Source organism: Streptomyces sp. NPDC006463, from assembly GCF_042870715.1.
GTDB lineage: Bacteria > Actinomycetota > Actinomycetes > Streptomycetales > Streptomycetaceae > Streptomyces.
In genome coordinates this window covers 88,521-104,065 of the sequence record NZ_JBIAHP010000015.1, presented here as the reverse complement: position 1 = coordinate 104,065, position 15,545 = coordinate 88,521, and the positions used below count along the sequence as shown (strand labels likewise).

15 protein-coding genes and 1 riboswitch are annotated in these 15,545 nt (G+C 71.5%); of the genes, 14 read left to right on the top strand and 1 reads right to left on the bottom strand.

What is annotated here, in order from left to right; genetic code table 11:
* The first annotated feature begins 76 nt into the window (after positions 1-76).
* From ACFYOB_RS26285 to ACFYOB_RS26265, 5 genes are all read left to right on the top strand, one after another.
* Positions 77-448: a YraN family protein gene (locus tag ACFYOB_RS26285; RefSeq protein ID WP_388563406.1), complete on the top strand. Its 372-nt coding sequence runs from the start codon at positions 77-79 to the stop codon at positions 446-448.
* The gene (locus ACFYOB_RS26280) at positions 448-2,070 is read left to right on the top strand and encodes a YifB family Mg chelatase-like AAA ATPase (protein WP_388563405.1); all 1,623 of its coding nucleotides are present in this window, start codon (positions 448-450) and stop codon (positions 2,068-2,070) included. The genes ACFYOB_RS26285 and ACFYOB_RS26280 overlap by 1 nt, the downstream gene beginning before the upstream one ends.
* Positions 2,067-3,260: a DNA-processing protein DprA gene (gene dprA, locus ACFYOB_RS26275; RefSeq protein ID WP_388563404.1), complete on the top strand. Its 1,194-nt coding sequence runs from the start codon at positions 2,067-2,069 to the stop codon at positions 3,258-3,260. The genes ACFYOB_RS26280 and dprA overlap by 4 nt, the downstream gene beginning before the upstream one ends.
* Positions 3,261-3,469: 209 nt before the next feature.
* Entirely contained in the window at positions 3,470-4,306 is an 837-nt protein-coding gene (gene whiG, locus ACFYOB_RS26270) for an RNA polymerase sigma factor WhiG (RefSeq protein WP_388563403.1), read from the top strand.
* A gap of 52 nt (positions 4,307-4,358) precedes the next feature.
* Positions 4,359-4,916, top strand: coding sequence for a TetR/AcrR family transcriptional regulator (locus ACFYOB_RS26265; RefSeq protein ID WP_388563533.1), 558 nt, complete (start codon positions 4,359-4,361; stop codon positions 4,914-4,916).
* A gap of 47 nt (positions 4,917-4,963) precedes the next feature.
* Here the strand turns inward: ACFYOB_RS26265 and ACFYOB_RS26260 are convergent, their stop codons facing one another.
* Positions 4,964-5,434: a M23 family metallopeptidase gene (locus tag ACFYOB_RS26260; RefSeq protein WP_388563402.1), complete on the bottom strand. Its 471-nt coding sequence runs from the start codon at positions 5,432-5,434 to the stop codon at positions 4,964-4,966.
* Between the two features lie 249 nt (positions 5,435-5,683).
* Here ACFYOB_RS26260 and rpsB point away from each other — a divergent pair, with 249 nt between their 5' ends.
* The 9 genes from rpsB to ACFYOB_RS26215 all read left to right on the top strand — a co-directional run bounded on the left by rpsB (position 5,684) and on the right by ACFYOB_RS26215 (position 15,538).
* Entirely contained in the window at positions 5,684-6,571 is an 888-nt protein-coding gene (gene rpsB / locus ACFYOB_RS26255) for a 30S ribosomal protein S2 (protein WP_388563400.1), read from the top strand.
* Positions 6,572-6,706: 135 nt separating this feature from the next.
* Complete coding sequence (tsf, locus tag ACFYOB_RS26250) at positions 6,707-7,543, top strand: translation elongation factor Ts (protein WP_362394135.1); 837 nt, start codon at positions 6,707-6,709, stop codon at positions 7,541-7,543.
* Between the two features lie 163 nt (positions 7,544-7,706).
* Positions 7,707-8,486 carry a UMP kinase gene (pyrH, locus tag ACFYOB_RS26245; RefSeq protein WP_073913371.1) on the top strand — a complete coding sequence of 260 codons (780 nt, stop codon included), beginning with the start codon at positions 7,707-7,709 and terminating at the stop codon, positions 8,484-8,486.
* A gap of 85 nt (positions 8,487-8,571) precedes the next feature.
* Positions 8,572-9,129, top strand: coding sequence for a ribosome recycling factor (frr, locus tag ACFYOB_RS26240; protein WP_030016386.1), 558 nt, complete (start codon positions 8,572-8,574; stop codon positions 9,127-9,129).
* Complete coding sequence (locus ACFYOB_RS26235) at positions 9,129-10,205, top strand: phosphatidate cytidylyltransferase (RefSeq protein WP_388563397.1); 1,077 nt, start codon at positions 9,129-9,131, stop codon at positions 10,203-10,205. The genes frr and ACFYOB_RS26235 overlap by 1 nt, the downstream gene beginning before the upstream one ends.
* Positions 10,206-10,298: 93 nt before the next feature.
* Positions 10,299-11,411 (top strand): 23S rRNA (adenine(2503)-C(2))-methyltransferase RlmN, encoded by a 1,113-nt coding sequence (gene rlmN / locus ACFYOB_RS26230; RefSeq protein ID WP_388563395.1) that lies wholly within the window; start codon positions 10,299-10,301, stop codon positions 11,409-11,411.
* A 58-nt stretch (positions 11,412-11,469) separates the two neighbouring features.
* Positions 11,470-11,579: riboswitch (TPP riboswitch) on the top strand.
* 85 nt (positions 11,580-11,664) lie between these two features.
* Positions 11,665-12,762 carry a thiamine ABC transporter substrate binding subunit gene (locus ACFYOB_RS26225; protein ID WP_388563393.1) on the top strand — a complete coding sequence of 366 codons (1,098 nt, stop codon included), beginning with the start codon at positions 11,665-11,667 and terminating at the stop codon, positions 12,760-12,762.
* Between the two features lie 95 nt (positions 12,763-12,857).
* A complete protein-coding gene (locus tag ACFYOB_RS26220; protein WP_388563391.1) occupies positions 12,858-14,474 on the top strand; it encodes an ABC transporter permease in 1,617 nt (538 codons plus the stop codon).
* Positions 14,474-15,538 carry an ABC transporter ATP-binding protein gene (locus ACFYOB_RS26215; RefSeq protein WP_388563389.1) on the top strand — a complete coding sequence of 355 codons (1,065 nt, stop codon included), beginning with the start codon at positions 14,474-14,476 and terminating at the stop codon, positions 15,536-15,538. Before ACFYOB_RS26220 ends, ACFYOB_RS26215 begins: the two co-directional genes overlap by 1 nt.
* The last annotated feature ends 7 nt before the right edge of the window (positions 15,539-15,545 follow it).

Here is a 15,545-nt window from a genome sequence, read left to right as displayed (position 1 = left end):
ACAACGGCGGAGTTGTCCACCAAGATCCACAAGGTGGGCGGGGGCGCGCGATCGTCGGTACCGGAGGTGGTGCCGGATGAACGCGAAGGGCGTGGCACAGCAGGCATTGGGGCGGTACGGCGAGGAACTCGCGGCGCGGCGGCTGACCGAGGCCGGGATGACCGTGATCGCGCGGAACTGGCGGTGCCGCCGCGGGGAGATCGACATCGTCGCCCGGGACGGTGACGCCCTCGTGGTGTGCGAGGTGAAGACCCGCCGGGCGGGGGACTTCGAACATCCCATGGCGGCCGTACGGGCGGGCAAAGCCGAGCGCTTACGGGCGCTCGCCGAGCGCTGGCTCGCCGACCACGGCGGACCACCTCCGGGCGGGGTGCGCATCGACCTCGTCGGAGTCCTGCTGCCGCGGCGCGGTGCGCCCGTGGTGGAGCACGTCAGGGGGGTGGCCTGATGGGGTTCGCCCGAGCCTGTTCGGTGGCCCTGGTGGGCGTCGACGGCGTGGTGGTCGAGGTCCAGGCGGACCTGGAGCCCGGGGTCGCGGCCTTCACCCTGGTGGGACTGCCCGACAAGACCCTGGTGGAGAGCCGGGACCGGGTGCGCGCCGCCGTGGTCAACTCGGGCGCGGCGTGGCCGCAGAAGAAGCTCACGGTCGGGCTCAGCCCGGCTTCCGTACCGAAGGGCGGATCGGGGTTCGACCTCGCTGTGGCCGCCGCCGTCCTGGGCGCCGCGGAGGTGGTGGACCCGGGTGCGATCACCGACCTCGTGCTCATCGGGGAGCTGGGCCTGGACGGCCGGGTGCGGCCGGTCCGGGGCATCCTGCCGGCGGTGCTCGCGGCGGCCGAGGCCGGCTACCGGCAGGTGGTGGTGCCGCAGCAGTGCGCCGCCGAGGCCACGCTCGTGCCGGACGTCTCGGTGCTCGGGGTGCGCAGCCTGCGTCAGCTCATCGCCGTACTGACCGACGGGGCGGTCCCCGAGGAGGAACCGCCGGACCCGCCGGGCCGCCCCGATCCGATGCTGGCCGGCCTGGTCCTCCCGGGCGCGGGCCTGGGGACGGGCCTGTCCAGTACGTCCGGCGGCTGGGAAGGACTGGATCTCGCCGACGTCGCGGGCCAGCGTCCCGCCCGGCGGGGGCTGGAGGTCGCCGCGGCCGGAGGCCATCACATCCTGCTGAGCGGTCCGCCCGGGGCGGGCAAGACGCTGCTGGCCGAGCGGCTGCCGGGCATCATGCCCCCGCTCACCCGACAGGAGTCCCTGGAGGTCACGGCCGTCCACTCGGTCGCCGGGATCCTCCCGCCGGGCGAGCCACTGGTGACCGTCCCGCCGTACTGCGCCCCGCACCACTCGGCGACGATGCAGGCCCTGGTCGGGGGCGGCAGCGGGCTGCCGAGACCCGGAGCGGTGTCACTGGCCCACAAAGGAGTGCTCTTCCTCGACGAGGCGCCCGAGTTCCGCCCCCAGGTGCTGGATGCGCTGAGACAGCCCCTCGAATCGGGGCACATCGTGGTGGCCCGGGCGGCCGGGGTGGTGCGCCTGCCCGCCCGGTTCCTGATGGTGCTCGCCGCCAATCCGTGCCCCTGCGGACGGCACACCCTGCTCGGGGCGGGATGCGACTGCGCCCCCTCGTCGATCAGGCGGTATCAGGCGCGGCTGTCCGGGCCCCTGCTGGACCGCGTCGACCTGCGCATCGAGGTCGAACCCGTCACCCGGTCCGACCTGCTGGGCCACGGTGGACGGGGCGAGACCAGCGCCACCGTGGCCGGGCGGGTCGTCGAGGCCCGGGCGCGGGCGGCCCGCCGTCTGGACGACACCCCCTGGCGGATCAACAGCGAGGTCCCGGGGCGGGAGCTGCGCACACGCTGGCAGCCCGCCCCCGGGGCGCTGGCCCAGGCCGAGCGGGATCTGGAGCGCGGGCTGCTCACCGCGCGGGGGCTGGACCGGGTCCTCAGGGTCGCCTGGACCGTTGCGGACCTTCGAGGGCGGGACCGGCCCGAGGCACTGGACGTGGCCGTAGCCCTGGAACTGCGGACGGGAATCGCCCGCGGGGCGGCCCTGGTGGCGGGGGCCGGGTCATGAGCGGCGACGGGACCGGGGCCGGGGGCGAGGAAGGGGAACGGTTGGCGAGGGCGGCACTGACGCGGGTGCTGGAGCCCGGGGAGGAGCGGGGCGGGAGGTGGCTGCGGGAGTACGGGGCGGTCGGGCTGATGCGGATGCTGACCGCGCCCGGGGCGGAGGCGGGCGATCCCGCCGGGGTGAGGGCCGAGCGGCTCGCCGGGTACCGCAGACGGGCGGCCCTGGCCGATCCCCGGCGGGACCTGGAGCTGGCCGCCGAGACGGGGGGCCGGTTCGTGTGTCCCGGCTCGGCGGAGTGGCCGACCCAGCTCGACGACCTCGGTGACGCCCGGCCCGTCGGGCTGTGGCTGCGGGGGCGGCCGAACCTGCGGACCTGGGCGCTGCGCTCGGTCGCCGTGGTCGGGGCCCGGGCCTGCACCCCGTACGGCGCGCACATGGCCCAGACCCTGGCCGCCGGACTCGCGGAGCGGGGCTGGGTCGTGGTCTCGGGGGCCGCGTACGGGATCGACGCCGCAGCCCACCGCGGTGCCCTCGCCTCGGGCGGCGCCACGGCGGCGGTGCTGGCCTGCGGGGTGGACGTCGCCTATCCCCGTGGACACGCCGGGCTCCTCGGCCGGATCGCCGGCCAGGGACTGGTCCTGGGGGAGCTGCCGCCAGGGAGCCATCCGACCCCCAGCCGGTTCGTCCTGCGCAACCGGGTCATCGCCGCCCTCACGCGGGGCACGGTGGTGGTGGAGGCCGCCCTCCGCAGCGGGTCCCTGGTCACCGCCCGGCGCGCCCAGCGGCTCGGCAGGTTCACGATGGGCGTCCCCGGGCCCGCCACCAGCGGCCTCTCGGCCGGGGTGCACGAACTGCTGCGGGGCGAGGCCGTGCTGGTCACCGACGCGGCGGAGGTGGCGGAACTGGTCGGCTCCATCGGGGAACTGGCCCCCGAGCGGCGCGGCCCCGTGCTCGCCAGGGATCTGCTGGAGCCGGACACGGCCCGCGTGCTCGAAGCGCTCCCGGCCGGCCGCCCGGTCCACGCGGAGGAGGTGGCCCTTGCCTCCGGCAACGGCGCAGATGAAGTCATCGGCAGACTGTACGAACTTCACTCTCTGGGGTTCGTCGAACGGCAGGGCGACGGCTGGCAGTTGAGCGGACGAACACCTGATGGAGGCACACAAACCGGAACCGTCCGGCGAGGCGGTCGTTGACCTGGAGCGTTCCGGTGAAAGAGTGAAACCGATGAGAGACGCGGTCTTCCCGGTGGCAGTCGCCGGGACCGTGCGCCAGGCGCCGGTCCCGGGTCGCCCGCGCGAGTCGGGTCGCCCCTGCGCCCCCGTCCGATCCCGTACTCTTCGCGCACCGCGACACTCCCGTCACGCTACGCTCCCAAGGAATCCCGCTCCGGCAAAGGCGAAGCATGCCCCAGCACACCTCAGGGTCCGACCGCGCTGCGGTGCCCCCCGCTGCCCGTGGCGGCGTGCGGTCCACCGCGCCCTCGTCCCTGGAGGCGCTCTGGCGCTCGTACAAGGAGTCCGGTGACGATCGGCTGCGGGAGCAGCTGATCCTGCACTACTCGCCGCTGGTCAAGTACGTCGCGGGCCGAGTCAGCGTGGGCCTGCCGCCCAATGTGGAACAGGCCGACTTCGTCTCCTCCGGGGTCTTCGGACTGATCGACGCCATCGAGAAGTTCGACATCGACCGGTCGATCAAGTTCGAGACGTACGCCATCACCCGGATCCGCGGCGCGATGATCGACGAACTGCGGGCGCTGGACTGGATCCCGCGCTCGGTCCGGCAGAAGGCCCGGGCCGTGGAGCGGGCCTACGCCACGCTGGAGGCCCAGCTGCGGCGCACCCCCACGGAGAGCGAGGTCGCCGCGGAGATGGGGATCGGGGTGGAGGATCTCCACACGGTCTTCAGTCAGTTGTCCCTGGCCAACGTCGTCGCCCTGGAGGAACTGCTGCACGTCGGCGGGGAGGGCGGCGACCGCCTCTCGCTGATGGACACCCTGGAGGACACCGCCGCCGACAACCCGGTGGCGGTGGCGGAGGACCGGGAGTTGCGTCGCCTGCTGGCGCGGGCCATCAACACCCTGCCCGAGCGGGAGAAGACGGTGGTCACCCTCTACTACTACGAGGGGCTCACGCTGGCCGAGATCGGCAACGTGCTGGGCGTCACCGAGAGCCGCGTCAGCCAGATCCACACCAAGTCGGTGCTGCAACTGCGGGCGAAGCTCGCGGATGTGGGGCGGTGAGCTTGCGGTACCTCCGTAGAGTGGAGGGGTGCCCAGGATTCGAGCGGCCTCCGTGGCCGAGCACCGGTCGATGCAGCGCGGCGCCCTCTTGGACGCCGCACGCTCCCTGTTGTCCGAAGGCGGGACGGAAGCGCTGACCTTCCCCGCCCTCGCGGAGCGGACCGGGCTCGCCCGGTCCTCCGTGTACGAGTACTTCCGCTCCCGCGCGGCCGTGGTCGAAGAGCTGTGCGCGGTGGACTTCCCCGTCTGGGCCGCCGAGATCGAGGCCGCGATGGAGCAGGCCGAGTCGCCCGAGGCCAAGATCGAGGCCTATGTGCGGAGCCAGCTGGGGCTGGTCGGCGACCGGCGGCACCGCGCGGTCGTGGCGATCTCCGCGAGCGAGCTGGACGCCGGGGCGCGGGAGAAGATCCGCGCGGCCCACGGGGGTCTGGTGGCGATGATCGTCGAGGCGCTGAGCTCTTCGGGGCAGGCGGAGCCGAGGCTGGCCGCGATACTGCTGCAAGGGGTCGTGGATGCCGCCGTCCGGCGGATCGAACTCGGAGCCGCCGAGGATCCGGACGTCGTGACGGAGACGGCCGTCGCCATGGCCCTGCGGGGCGTGCGGGGCTGAGGCCCCGCTTGTCTCCGCCCTTACCCCCTCACTCCCTCCCGCGTCTCTCACCCCCCGCCGGGGTCCGGCAGCAGGCGGGGCGTCGGGCGGGGGAGCAGGGTGAGCGGGTTCAGGTACGCCTCGCCCGCCAGCAGGCCCCAGTGCAGGCACGGGGCCGGACAGTGGGAGCCCTCCGTCAGGACCGCCACCACCTGGCCCGCCGTGACCTGCTCGCCCTCCGAGACCAGCGGGCGGACCGGCTCGTACGTCGTGCGCAGTCCGTTCGGCAGGGCGATCGAGAGGACCCCGCGGCCGGCGACCGGGCCCGCGTGGTGGACCCGGCCGGCGGCGACCGCGCGGACCTCGGCGCCCACCGGCGCGGCCAGGTCCACCCCACGGTGGCCGGCGGCGTACGGGGTCGGGGGCGGGTCCCACCAGCGGGCCACCGAGAGCGGCGCGGGCAGCGGCCGGACCCCGACAGCGGGGCCGACGGCCGCCTGGACCAGGGTCAACAGCAGGCTGAGCAGCAGTGTCGTCATGACCTGAAGGGTCCCGGGCCCGGCCGTCGCGCGCGCCGCCCTGTGGACGGACCGGCGGATGTGGACAACGGCGTCACCCGGCATACCGCCGGGTCCCGTACACTTCTTGTGGCGATCCGGGTCACCGGGTCGACTTCGCACGCCCCAGCACCGAGCCGAAACGGCCAGGTGACAGCGTCTCTCGGTCCCCGATGGGGGCAGGGCGCGGCGGGGCGTCAGGAACCAAACCGAGAAACCAAGGAGATGGCCATGGCCGTCGTCACGATGCGGGAGCTGCTGGAAAGCGGCGTCCACTTCGGTCACCAGACCCGCCGTTGGAACCCGAAGATGAAGCGCTTCATCTTCACGGAGCGCAACGGCATCTACATCATCGACCTGCTGCAGTCGCTGTCGTACATCGACCGCGCCTACGAGTTCGTGAAGGAGACCGTCGCGCACGGTGGCTCCATCATGTTCGTCGGTACCAAGAAGCAGGCCCAGGAGGCCATCGCCGAGCAGGCGACGCGCGTTGGTATGCCGTACGTCAACCAGCGGTGGCTGGGTGGCATGCTCACCAACTTCTCCACCGTCTACAAGCGCCTCCAGCGTCTGAAGGAGCTTGAGGCGATCGACTTCGAGGACGTCGCCGCCTCGGGTCTCACCAAGAAGGAGCTCCTGGTCCTCTCCCGCGAGAAGACCAAGCTGGAGAAGACCCTCGGTGGTATCCGCGAGATGTCGAAGGTCCCCAGCGCCGTCTGGATCGTCGACACCAAGAAGGAGCACATCGCCGTCGGTGAGGCGCGCAAGCTCCACATCCCGGTCGTCGCGATCCTCGACACCAACTGTGACCCCGACGAGGTCGACTACAAGATCCCGGGCAACGACGACGCGATCCGCTCCGTCACCCTGCTCACCCGCGTGATCGCCGACGCCGTCGCCGAGGGCCTCATCGCCCGCTCCGGCGCTGCGACCGGCGACTCGAAGCCGGGCGAGAAGGCCGCCGCCGAGCCGCTCGCCGAGTGGGAGCGCGACCTGCTCGAGGGCGACAAGAAGGCCGACGACGCCGAGGCCGCTCCGGCCGAGGCTGCCGCCGAGACCCCGGCCGCCGAGGCCCCCGCCGCCGAGGCTGCCCCGGCCGCCGACGCCGAGCAGGCCTGACCCACTGAGAGCGCCCGGCGTTCAGACGCCGGGCACTCACAGCACGGACGATGACGGCGGGGGAGCCGCGCGCACGGCGCGGCGCCTCCGCCGTTCACCCGTAGATCTACGACTTCGAGAGAGAATCACAGACTCATGGCGAACTACACCGCCGCTGACGTCAAGAAGCTCCGCGAGCTCACCGGCGCCGGCATGCTGGACTGCAAGAACGCGCTGGTCGAGGCTGACGGCGACGTCGAGAAGGCCCAGGAGGCCCTCCGCATCAAGGGTCAGAAGGGCGTCGCCAAGCGCGAGGGCCGTTCTGCCGAGAACGGTGCCGTCGTCTCCCTGATCGCCGACGACAACACCTCCGGTGTCCTCGTCGAGCTGAAGTGCGAGACGGACTTCGTCGCCAAGGGCGAGAAGTTCCTGGCCGTCGCCAACCAGCTGGCCGCGCACGTCGCCGCCACCTCCCCGGCCGACATCGAGGCGCTGCTCGCCTCCGAGATCGAGCCCGGCAAGACCGTCACGGCCTTCGTGGACGAGGCGAACGCCAACCTCGGCGAGAAGATCGTCCTGGACCGCTTCGCGCAGTTCTCCGGCGCCTACGTCGCGTCGTACATGCACCGCACGATGCCCGACCTGCCGTTCCAGATCGGTGTCCTTGTCGAGCTCGACAAGGAGAACGCCGAGGTCGCCCGCGGCATCGCGCAGCACATCGCGGCGTTCGCCCCGCAGTGGCTCTCCAAGGAAGACGTCCCGGCCGAGAAGGTCGAGTCCGAGCGTCGCATCGCCGAAGAGGTCACCCGCGCGGAGGGCAAGCCCGAGGCCGCCCTGCCGAAGATCGTCGAGGGTCGCATCAACGGCTTCTTCAAGGACGCCACCCTGCTGGGCCAGGCGTACGCGCTGGACAACAAGAAGTCCGTCCAGAAGGTCCTGGACGAGGCCGGTGTCACCCTGAAGCGCTTCAGCCGCATCAAGGTCGGCATCTGAGTCCGTCCGTACGCGAACGGACACCGGACCCCGGTAGGGTCTGAGGCAGTCGTCCGCGCTTGCGCGAGGCGACCGCAGATCTGACGAGGAGGCCATTGCCGCAGAGGGAACCGCGAGGACCCACCGGCAATGGCCTTCTTCGTATGTGCACGAGGAGATCTCCATGAATCAGGGCGTGGACCCCCACACCGCTTCCGACGACAAGAGCGACCAGGACAAGAAGGGCCGCCGCTTCATGCTGAAGCTGTCGGGCGAAGCCTTCTCGGGTGGCAGAGGACTGGGCGTCGACCCCGACGTCGTCCACGCCATCGCGCGCGAGATCGCCGCGGTGGTCCGTGACGGCGCGGAGATCGCCGTCGTGATCGGCGGCGGAAACTTCTTCCGCGGCGCCGAACTCCAGCAGCGCGGCATGGACCGGGCCCGGTCCGACTACATGGGCATGCTCGGCACGGTCATGAACTGCCTCGCCCTCCAGGACTTCCTGGAGAAGGAGGGCATCGACTCCCGCGTGCAGACCGCCATCACCATGGGCCAGGTCGCGGAGCCGTACATCCCGCTGCGCGCCGTGCGGCACCTGGAGAAGGGCCGCGTCGTCATCTTCGGCGCCGGCATGGGCATGCCGTACTTCTCCACCGACACCACGGCCGCCCAGCGCGCCCTGGAGATCGACGCCGAGGCCCTGCTCATGGGCAAGAACGGTGTCGACGGGGTCTACGACTCCGACCCGAAGAAGAACCCCGACGCGGTGAAGTTCGACGCGCTGGAGTACGGAGAGGTCCTCTCCCGCGACCTCAAGGTCGCGGACGCGACCGCCATCACGCTGTGCCGTGACAACAAGCTGCCGATCCTCGTCTTCGAGCTGCTCGCCGAGGGCAATATCGCGCGCGCCGTCAAGGGTGAGAAGATCGGCACGCTCGTCAGCGACCAGGGAACCCGGGCCTGAGCAGTCCGCTGCCGGACCGAGCCCGGACCGGACCCGCCCGCCCCGCCCGCCTGAACCATCCATTCAAGACATGCAGGAGCACGTGGTGACCGAAGAGATCCTCCTCGAGGCCGAGGAGAAGATGGAAAAGGCCGTCGTCGTCGCCAAGGAAGACTTCGCCGCGATTCGCACCGGTCGTGCGCACCCGGCGATGTTCAACAAGATCGTGGCGGAGTACTACGGCGCCATCACGCCCATCAACCAGCTCGCGTCCTTCTCGGTGCCCGAGCCGCGCATGGCGATCGTGACCCCGTTCGACAAGAGCGCCCTGCGCAACATCGAGCAGGCCATCCGCGACTCCGACCTCGGTGTCAACCCGAGCAACGACGGCAGCATCATCCGGGTGACCTTCCCCGAGCTGACGCAGGACCGCCGCAAGGAGTACATCAAGGTCGCGCGCACCAAGGCCGAGGACTCCAAGATCTCCCTGCGCGCCGTCCGCCGCAAGGCGAAGGACGCCCTTGACAAGCTCGTCAAGGACAAGGAGGCCGGCGAGGACGAGGTGCGCCGCGCCGAGAAGGAGCTCGACGACACCACCGCGAAGTACGTCGCGCAGGTGGACGAGCTGCTCAAGCACAAGGAAGCCGAGCTCCTCGAAGTCTGATGAACGACTCTTCCTGGCAGCCGGAGCCAGTTCCGGCGGGTCCCGCATACGATGCGCAAGTGGGCCCGCACACTCGGCCCATGCCCATCGTGCCCGATGCCGCCGGCCGTGACTTCGACGACCGGGAAGCACGCGATCGGGGGGCCGTCTTGGACGGCGGCCTCCTCTTCCGCGCCGAGACGCCGCCGCAGGAGCCCATGCCCAGCCCCCCGCCCCCGCATGCCCCGCAGCCGCAGGACGCCTCGCCACCGCCGCCGAAGAAGCGCGCGGGGCGGGACCTGCGTGCCGCCATAGGGGTCGGCGTCGGCCTCGGCGCGGTCATCTTCGCCTCGCTGCTGATCGTCAAGGCGGTCTTCGTCGGCGTCGTCGTCGTTGCCGTCGTCGTGGGCCTGTGGGAGCTCACCTCCCGGCTGCAGGAGAAGAAGGGCATCAAGGCCCCGCTCGTCCCGCTCGCCGTCGGCGGGGCGGCCATGGTCATCGCCGGATACGTCCGCGGCGCCGAGGGCGCCTGGGTGGCCATGGCCCTGACCGTGCTGGCGGTCCTGGTCTGGCGGATGACCGAGCCGCCCGAGGACTACCTCAAGGACGTCACGGCGGGTGCCTTCGCGGCGTTCTACGTGCCCTTCCTGGCCACCTTCGTCGCGATGCTGCTCACCGCCGACGACGGGCCGCAGCGGGTGATCACCTTCCTGCTCCTGACGGTGGTCAGCGACACCGGGGCCTACGCGGTCGGCTGGCGCTTCGGCAAGACCAAGCTCGCGCCGCGCATCAGCCCCGGAAAGACCCGCGAGGGCCTGTTCGGCGCGGTGGCCTTCGCGATGGCCGCCGGCGCGCTGTGCATGGAGTTCCTGATCGACGGCGGTTCTTGGTGGCAGGGCCTGCTGCTGGGCCTGGCGGTCGCCGTCAGCGCCACACTGGGCGACCTCGGCGAGTCGATGATCAAGCGGGACCTGGGCATCAAGGACATGGGCACCCTGCTGCCGGGACACGGCGGCATCATGGACCGGCTCGACTCGCTGCTGCCGACCGCTCCGGTGGTCTGGCTGCTGCTGGCCGCGTTCGTCGGTACGGGCTGACCTGCCCAAAGGCGTCGTAACACGCCGGGCGGTTACTCTTGGAAGGCGCGCTGCTTCTGCGGCGCGCCTTTCGTCTTACAAGGAGTACCTGCCATGGCCCGCCCTGTTCCGGGAGAGCTCACCTTCGTCGCCCCGCGCGGAGCCAAGAAGCCGCCCCGGCACCTCGCCGACCTCACTCCCGAGGAGCGCCGTGAGGCGGTGGCCGCGATCGGCGAGAAGCCGTTCCGGGCCAAGCAGCTCTCCCAGCACTACTTCGCGCGCTACGCGCACGACCCGGCCGAGTGGACCGACATCCCCGCGGGCTCCCGCGAGAAGCTGCAGCAGGAGCTCCTCCCGGACCTGATGAACGTCATCCGGCACATCAGCTGCGACAACGACACCACCCGCAAGACCCTGTGGAAGCTGCACGACGGCACGCTCGTCGAGTCCGTGCTCATGCGCTACCCCGACCGGGTCACGATGTGCATCTCCTCGCAGGCCGGATGCGGCATGAACTGCCCGTTCTGTGCCACCGGCCAGGCGGGTCTGGACCGCAACCTGTCCACCGCCGAGATCGTGCACCAGATCGTCGACGGCATGCGCGCGCTGCGCGACGGTGAGGTCCCCGGTGGCCCGGCGCGGCTGTCGAACATCGTCTTCATGGGCATGGGCGAGCCGCTGGCCAACTACAACCGCGTGGTCGGAGCCATCCGCCGCCTCACCGACCCGGAGCCCGACGGCCTGGGCCTCTCCCAGCGCGGCATCACCGTCTCCACCGTCGGCCTGGTCCCGGCCATGCTGCGCTTCGCCGACGAGGGCTTCAAGTGCCGCCTCGCCGTCTCGCTGCACGCGCCCGACGACGAGCTGCGCGACACCCTGGTCCCCGTGAACACCCGCTGGAACGTCCGCGAGGTCCTCGATGCGGCCTGGGAGTACGCGGAGAAGTCCGGCCGCCGGATCTCCATCGAGTACGCCCTGATCCGCGACATCAACGACCAGGCCTGGCGCGGTGACCTGCTGGGCAAGCTGCTCAAGGGCAAGCGTGTCCACGTCAATCTGATCCCGCTGAACCCGACGCCCGGCTCCAAGTGGACCGCCTCGCGGCCCGAGGACGAGAAGGCCTTCGTGGATGCCATCGCCCGGCACGGCGTCCCCGTGACCGTACGGGACACCCGCGGTCAGGAGATCGACGGCGCATGCGGTCAGCTGGCCGCTTCGGAGCGCTAGCTTCCGGTTCTGGCCGGTCACAATCGGCCACGGGGTACCCTGTGGCCGAACCAATTTCATATTCCGACAGGGGAGCGCCACAGCGCTGAGAGTGCGGTATCCGTCATCCGCAGACCCTCTGAACCTCGCCCCGGTCATTCGGGGTAGGAAGTTCGGTCACCACTCAAGCTGTTGCGCCCTGCCCGGCGTCCGCTCGCGAAGAGCGCCGGGCAGGGCCGCGTCTTCTCCTGGACATCCCAGGAGGAATTCACCAGTGAGCACCACCAAGAAGCTGGCGGGCGCAGCGCTCGCGGCCGCGCTGGGCGTCGCCACGCTCAGCGCCTGCGGCAGCGATGCCAAGGACAAGTCCGCGGGTTCGAGCGACGCCCCGAAGTCCAAGACCGTCACGCTCGTCTCCCACGACTCCTTCAACGTGACCGACACGGTCCTCAAGGAGTTCGAGCAGCAGAGCGGCTACACCGTCAAGGTGCTGAAGTCGGGGGACGCGGGCGCGGCGCTCAACCAGGAGATCCTCACCAAGGGCTCCCCGCGCGGCGACGTCTTCTTCGGCGTCGACAACACCCTGCTCTCGCGCGCCCTCGACAACGGGATCTTCACGCCGTACGAGGCCAAGGGCCTGGCCGGGGTGAAGTCCGAGTACGTGCTCGACAAGGAGCACCGGGTCACGCCGATCGACTCCGGCGACATCTGCGTCAACTACGACAGGGCTTACTTCGCGGACAAGAAGCTCGCCCCGCCGCAGACGCTGGACGACCTGGTCAAGCCGGAGTACAAGAACCTGCTGGTCACCGAGAACGCGGCGACCTCCTCACCCGGTCTCGGCTTCCTGCTCGCCTCCGTCGGCAAGTACGGCGAAGAGGGCTGGAAGGACTACTGGAGCAAGCTCAAGGCCAACGGCGTCGAGGTCGTCGACGGCTGGGAGCAGGCCTACAACGAGCGCTTCTCGGGCTCCGCGGGCGGCAAGAAGGCCAAGGGCGACCGTCCGCTGGTGGTCTCCTACGCCTCCAGCCCGCCGGTCGAGGTGCTGTACGGCGAGCCGCAGCCGGCCGAGGCCCCGACGGGCGTCTCCACCGGCACCTGCTTCCGCCAGATCGAGTTCGCGGGTCTGTTGAAGGGTGCGAAGAACGAGGAGGGCGGCAAGGCCCTCGTGGACTTCCTGATCAGCAAGAAGTTCCAGGAGGACATGCCCCTCCAGATGTTCGTGAACCCGGTGACGAAGGACGCTTCCCTGCCGGAGCTGTTCACGAAGCACGGTGTGGTGATCGAGAAGCCCGAGAGCGTCGCTCCCGAGACCATCGCCAAGAACCGTGATCAGTGGGTCAAGGCATGGACCTCGCTCGTCGTGAAGTAGGCGGTATCAAGGAGTCGGGTGCGGCGCCGGGGGGCGCCGCGCCGGGCCCCGGCCCTCGTGAAGGCCGGCGGGCGATCGCGGTGCGACTCGCCCTGATGGCCGTACCCCTGGTCTTCTTCGGGCTGTTCTTCGCCTATCCCGTCGCCGCGATCGTCGGGCGCGGGCTCAAGACCGACGACGGCTGGCAGTTCGGCCGGATCGGCGAGGTGCTCGCCCGGCCCGACATCGCCGACGTGCTGTGGTTCACCACCTGGCAGGCGCTCGCCTCCACCGTGCTCACGCTGGTGATCGCCCTCCCCGCGGCGTACGTCTTCGCGCGCCTCGACTTCCCCGGCAAGGAGCTGCTGCGGGCGGTGGTGACGGTCCCCTTCGTGCTGCCGACCGTGGTGGTCGGTACCGCCTTCCTCGCGCTGGTCGGCCGGGGCGGGCTGCTGGACGAGCTGTGGGGCGTCCGGCTGGACACCACCGTGTGGGCGATCCTGCTCGCGCACGTCTTCTTCAACTACGCCGTCGTCGTACGGACGGTCGGCGGGCTCTGGGCGCAGCTGGACCCGCGCCAGGAGGAGGCCGCCCGCGTGCTGGGCGCCGGACGGTTCGCCGCCTGGCGGCTGGTGACGCTGCCGGCGCTGGCCCCGGCGGTGGCGGCAGCCTCGCTGATGGTGTTCCTGTTCACCTTCAGCTCCTTCGGCGTCGTGCAGATCCTGGGCGGACCCTCGTACTCCACCCTGGAGGTGGAGGTCTACCGCCAGACCGCGCAGCTCCTGGACCTGTCCACGGCCGCCGTGCTGACGATGGTGCAGTTCGCGGCGATCGGCGGGGTCCTCGCCGTGCACGCCCGGACGGTGCGCCGGCGGGAGACCGCGCTGCGGCTCGTGGACCCGGCGCGTACGGCCCACCGGCCGCGCGGCTGGGCGCAGGGCGCCCTGCTGGGCGGCGTGCTGCTGACGGTCGCGCTGCTGATCGTGCTGCCGCTGGGCGTGCTGGTGGAACGGTCCTTCGACGTTCCCGGCGGATACGGGTTCGGCTTCTACCGGGCGCTGCAGGAGACGGGCGCCGGCGGCGGAACGTTCCTGGTGCCGCCGCTGGAGGCGATCTGGAACTCGCTCCAGTACGCGCTCGCCGCCACCGCCATCGCCCTGGTCGTCGGAGGCCTCGCGGCCGCCGCGCTGACCCGGCGCGCGGGCCGTTTCGTACGGGGCTTCGACGCGCTGCTGATGCTGCCGCTCGGGGTGTCCGCCGTGACGGTGGGCTTCGGCTTCCTGATCACCCTGGACGAGCCGCCGCTGGATCTGCGGACCTCGTGGATCCTGGTGCCGCTCGCGCAGGCGCTGGTGGGCGTGCCCTTCGTCGTACGGACCATGCTGCCGGTCCTGCGCGCCGTCGACGCGCGGTTGCGGGAGGCGGCCTCCGTCCTCGGCGCGTCCCCGCTGCGGGCGTGGCGGGAGGTGGACCTGCCACTGGTGCGGCGGGCCCTGCTGATCGCGGCCGGGTTCGCCTTCGCCGTCTCGCTGGGCGAGTTCGGCGCGACCGTCTTCATCGCCCGGCCCGACCGGCCGACGCTGCCGGTGGCCGTGGCGCGGCTGCTGGGACGGGCCGGTGAGCTGAACTACGGGCAGGCGATGGCCCTGAGCACGATTCTGATGCTGGTGTGCGCGGTGTCCCTGCTGGTGCTGGAGCGACTGCGACCCGACAAGACCTCCGGAGAATTCTGATGACACTGCTTCAGCTGGAAGGGGTGTCGGTCCGCTTCGGTGAGCGGGCGGGCGGGTACGCCCTGGACCGCGTGGACCTGCGGGTCGCCGAGCACGAGATCGTGTGCGTGCTGGGGCCGAGCGGGAGCGGCAAGTCCACCCTGCTCCGGGTCGTCGCCGGGCTCCAGCAGGTGTCCGCGGGGCGGGTGCTGCTGGGCGGCGCGGACCAGGCGGCCGTGCCCGTGCACCGCCGGGGCGTCGGCCTGATGTTCCAGGACCACCAGCTCTTCCCGCACCGGGACGTCGGCGGGAACGTCGCCTTCGGGCTGCGGATGCGGGGCTCCTCCAAGAGCGCCTGCGAGGGCCGGGTCGCGGAGCTGCTGGAGCTGGTCGGGCTCCCCGGAGCCGGGAAGCGGGCGGTGGCCTCCCTGTCGGGCGGCGAGCAGCAGCGGGTCGCGCTGGCCCGGGCACTGGCCCCGTCCCCGCGGCTGCTGATGCTGGACGAACCGCTGGGTCAGCTGGACCGCGGGCTGCGGGAGCGCCTCGTGGTGGAGCTGCAGGGCCTGTTCTCCCGGCTGGGCACGACCGTGCTGGCCGTCACGCACGACCAGGGGGAGGCCTTCGCGCTGGCCGACCGGGTGGTGGTGATGCGCGACGGGCGCATCGCGCAGGCCGGTACCCCGCTGGAGGTGTGGCGGCGGCCCGCGTCGGAGTTCGTGGCGCGGTTCCTGGGCTTCGAGAACGTGGTGCCGGCCGTGGTGTCGGGCGGCGTGGCGGGGACCCCGTGGGGGAAGGTGCCGGTCCCTGCGGAGGAGGCGGACGGGGAGCGGCGGCTGCTGATCCGCCCGGCGGGGGTCGTGCTGGGGCCGGACGGCCTGCGGTGCGAGGTGGTCTCCCGGACTTTCCGGGGAACACACGTCGCGCTGCTGCTGCGGCCGCAGACGGGTCCGGTGCTGGAGGCGGAGTGCGCACTGGCGGGGGCGCCCGCCGTGGGGGACCGGGTCGCGGTGACCTTCGCCCCCGCGGAGGTGGTCGTACTCCCGGCGGACGCCCCGGGTTCCGGTGACGTGGACGACGCGGCGTAGACGGCGT

Coding starts and splice junctions, on each gene's coding strand:
- ACFYOB_RS26285 (WP_388563406.1), top strand. CDS start 77: ATGAACGCGAAGGGCGTGGCACAGCAGGCATTGGGGCGGTACGGCGAG.
- ACFYOB_RS26280 (WP_388563405.1), top strand. CDS start 448: ATGGGGTTCGCCCGAGCCTGTTCGGTGGCCCTGGTGGGCGTCGACGGC.
- dprA (WP_388563404.1), top strand. CDS start 2,067: ATGAGCGGCGACGGGACCGGGGCCGGGGGCGAGGAAGGGGAACGGTTG.
- whiG (WP_388563403.1), top strand. CDS start 3,470: ATGCCCCAGCACACCTCAGGGTCCGACCGCGCTGCGGTGCCCCCCGCT.
- ACFYOB_RS26260 (WP_388563402.1), bottom strand. CDS start 5,434: ATGACGACACTGCTGCTCAGCCTGCTGTTGACCCTGGTCCAGGCGGCC.
- rpsB (WP_388563400.1), top strand. CDS start 5,684: ATGGCCGTCGTCACGATGCGGGAGCTGCTGGAAAGCGGCGTCCACTTC.
- tsf (WP_362394135.1), top strand. CDS start 6,707: ATGGCGAACTACACCGCCGCTGACGTCAAGAAGCTCCGCGAGCTCACC.
- pyrH (WP_073913371.1), top strand. CDS start 7,707: ATGAATCAGGGCGTGGACCCCCACACCGCTTCCGACGACAAGAGCGAC.
- ACFYOB_RS26235 (WP_388563397.1), top strand. CDS start 9,129: ATGAACGACTCTTCCTGGCAGCCGGAGCCAGTTCCGGCGGGTCCCGCA.
- rlmN (WP_388563395.1), top strand. CDS start 10,299: ATGGCCCGCCCTGTTCCGGGAGAGCTCACCTTCGTCGCCCCGCGCGGA.
- ACFYOB_RS26220 (WP_388563391.1), top strand. CDS start 12,858: ATGGCCGTACCCCTGGTCTTCTTCGGGCTGTTCTTCGCCTATCCCGTC.
- ACFYOB_RS26215 (WP_388563389.1), top strand. CDS start 14,474: ATGACACTGCTTCAGCTGGAAGGGGTGTCGGTCCGCTTCGGTGAGCGG.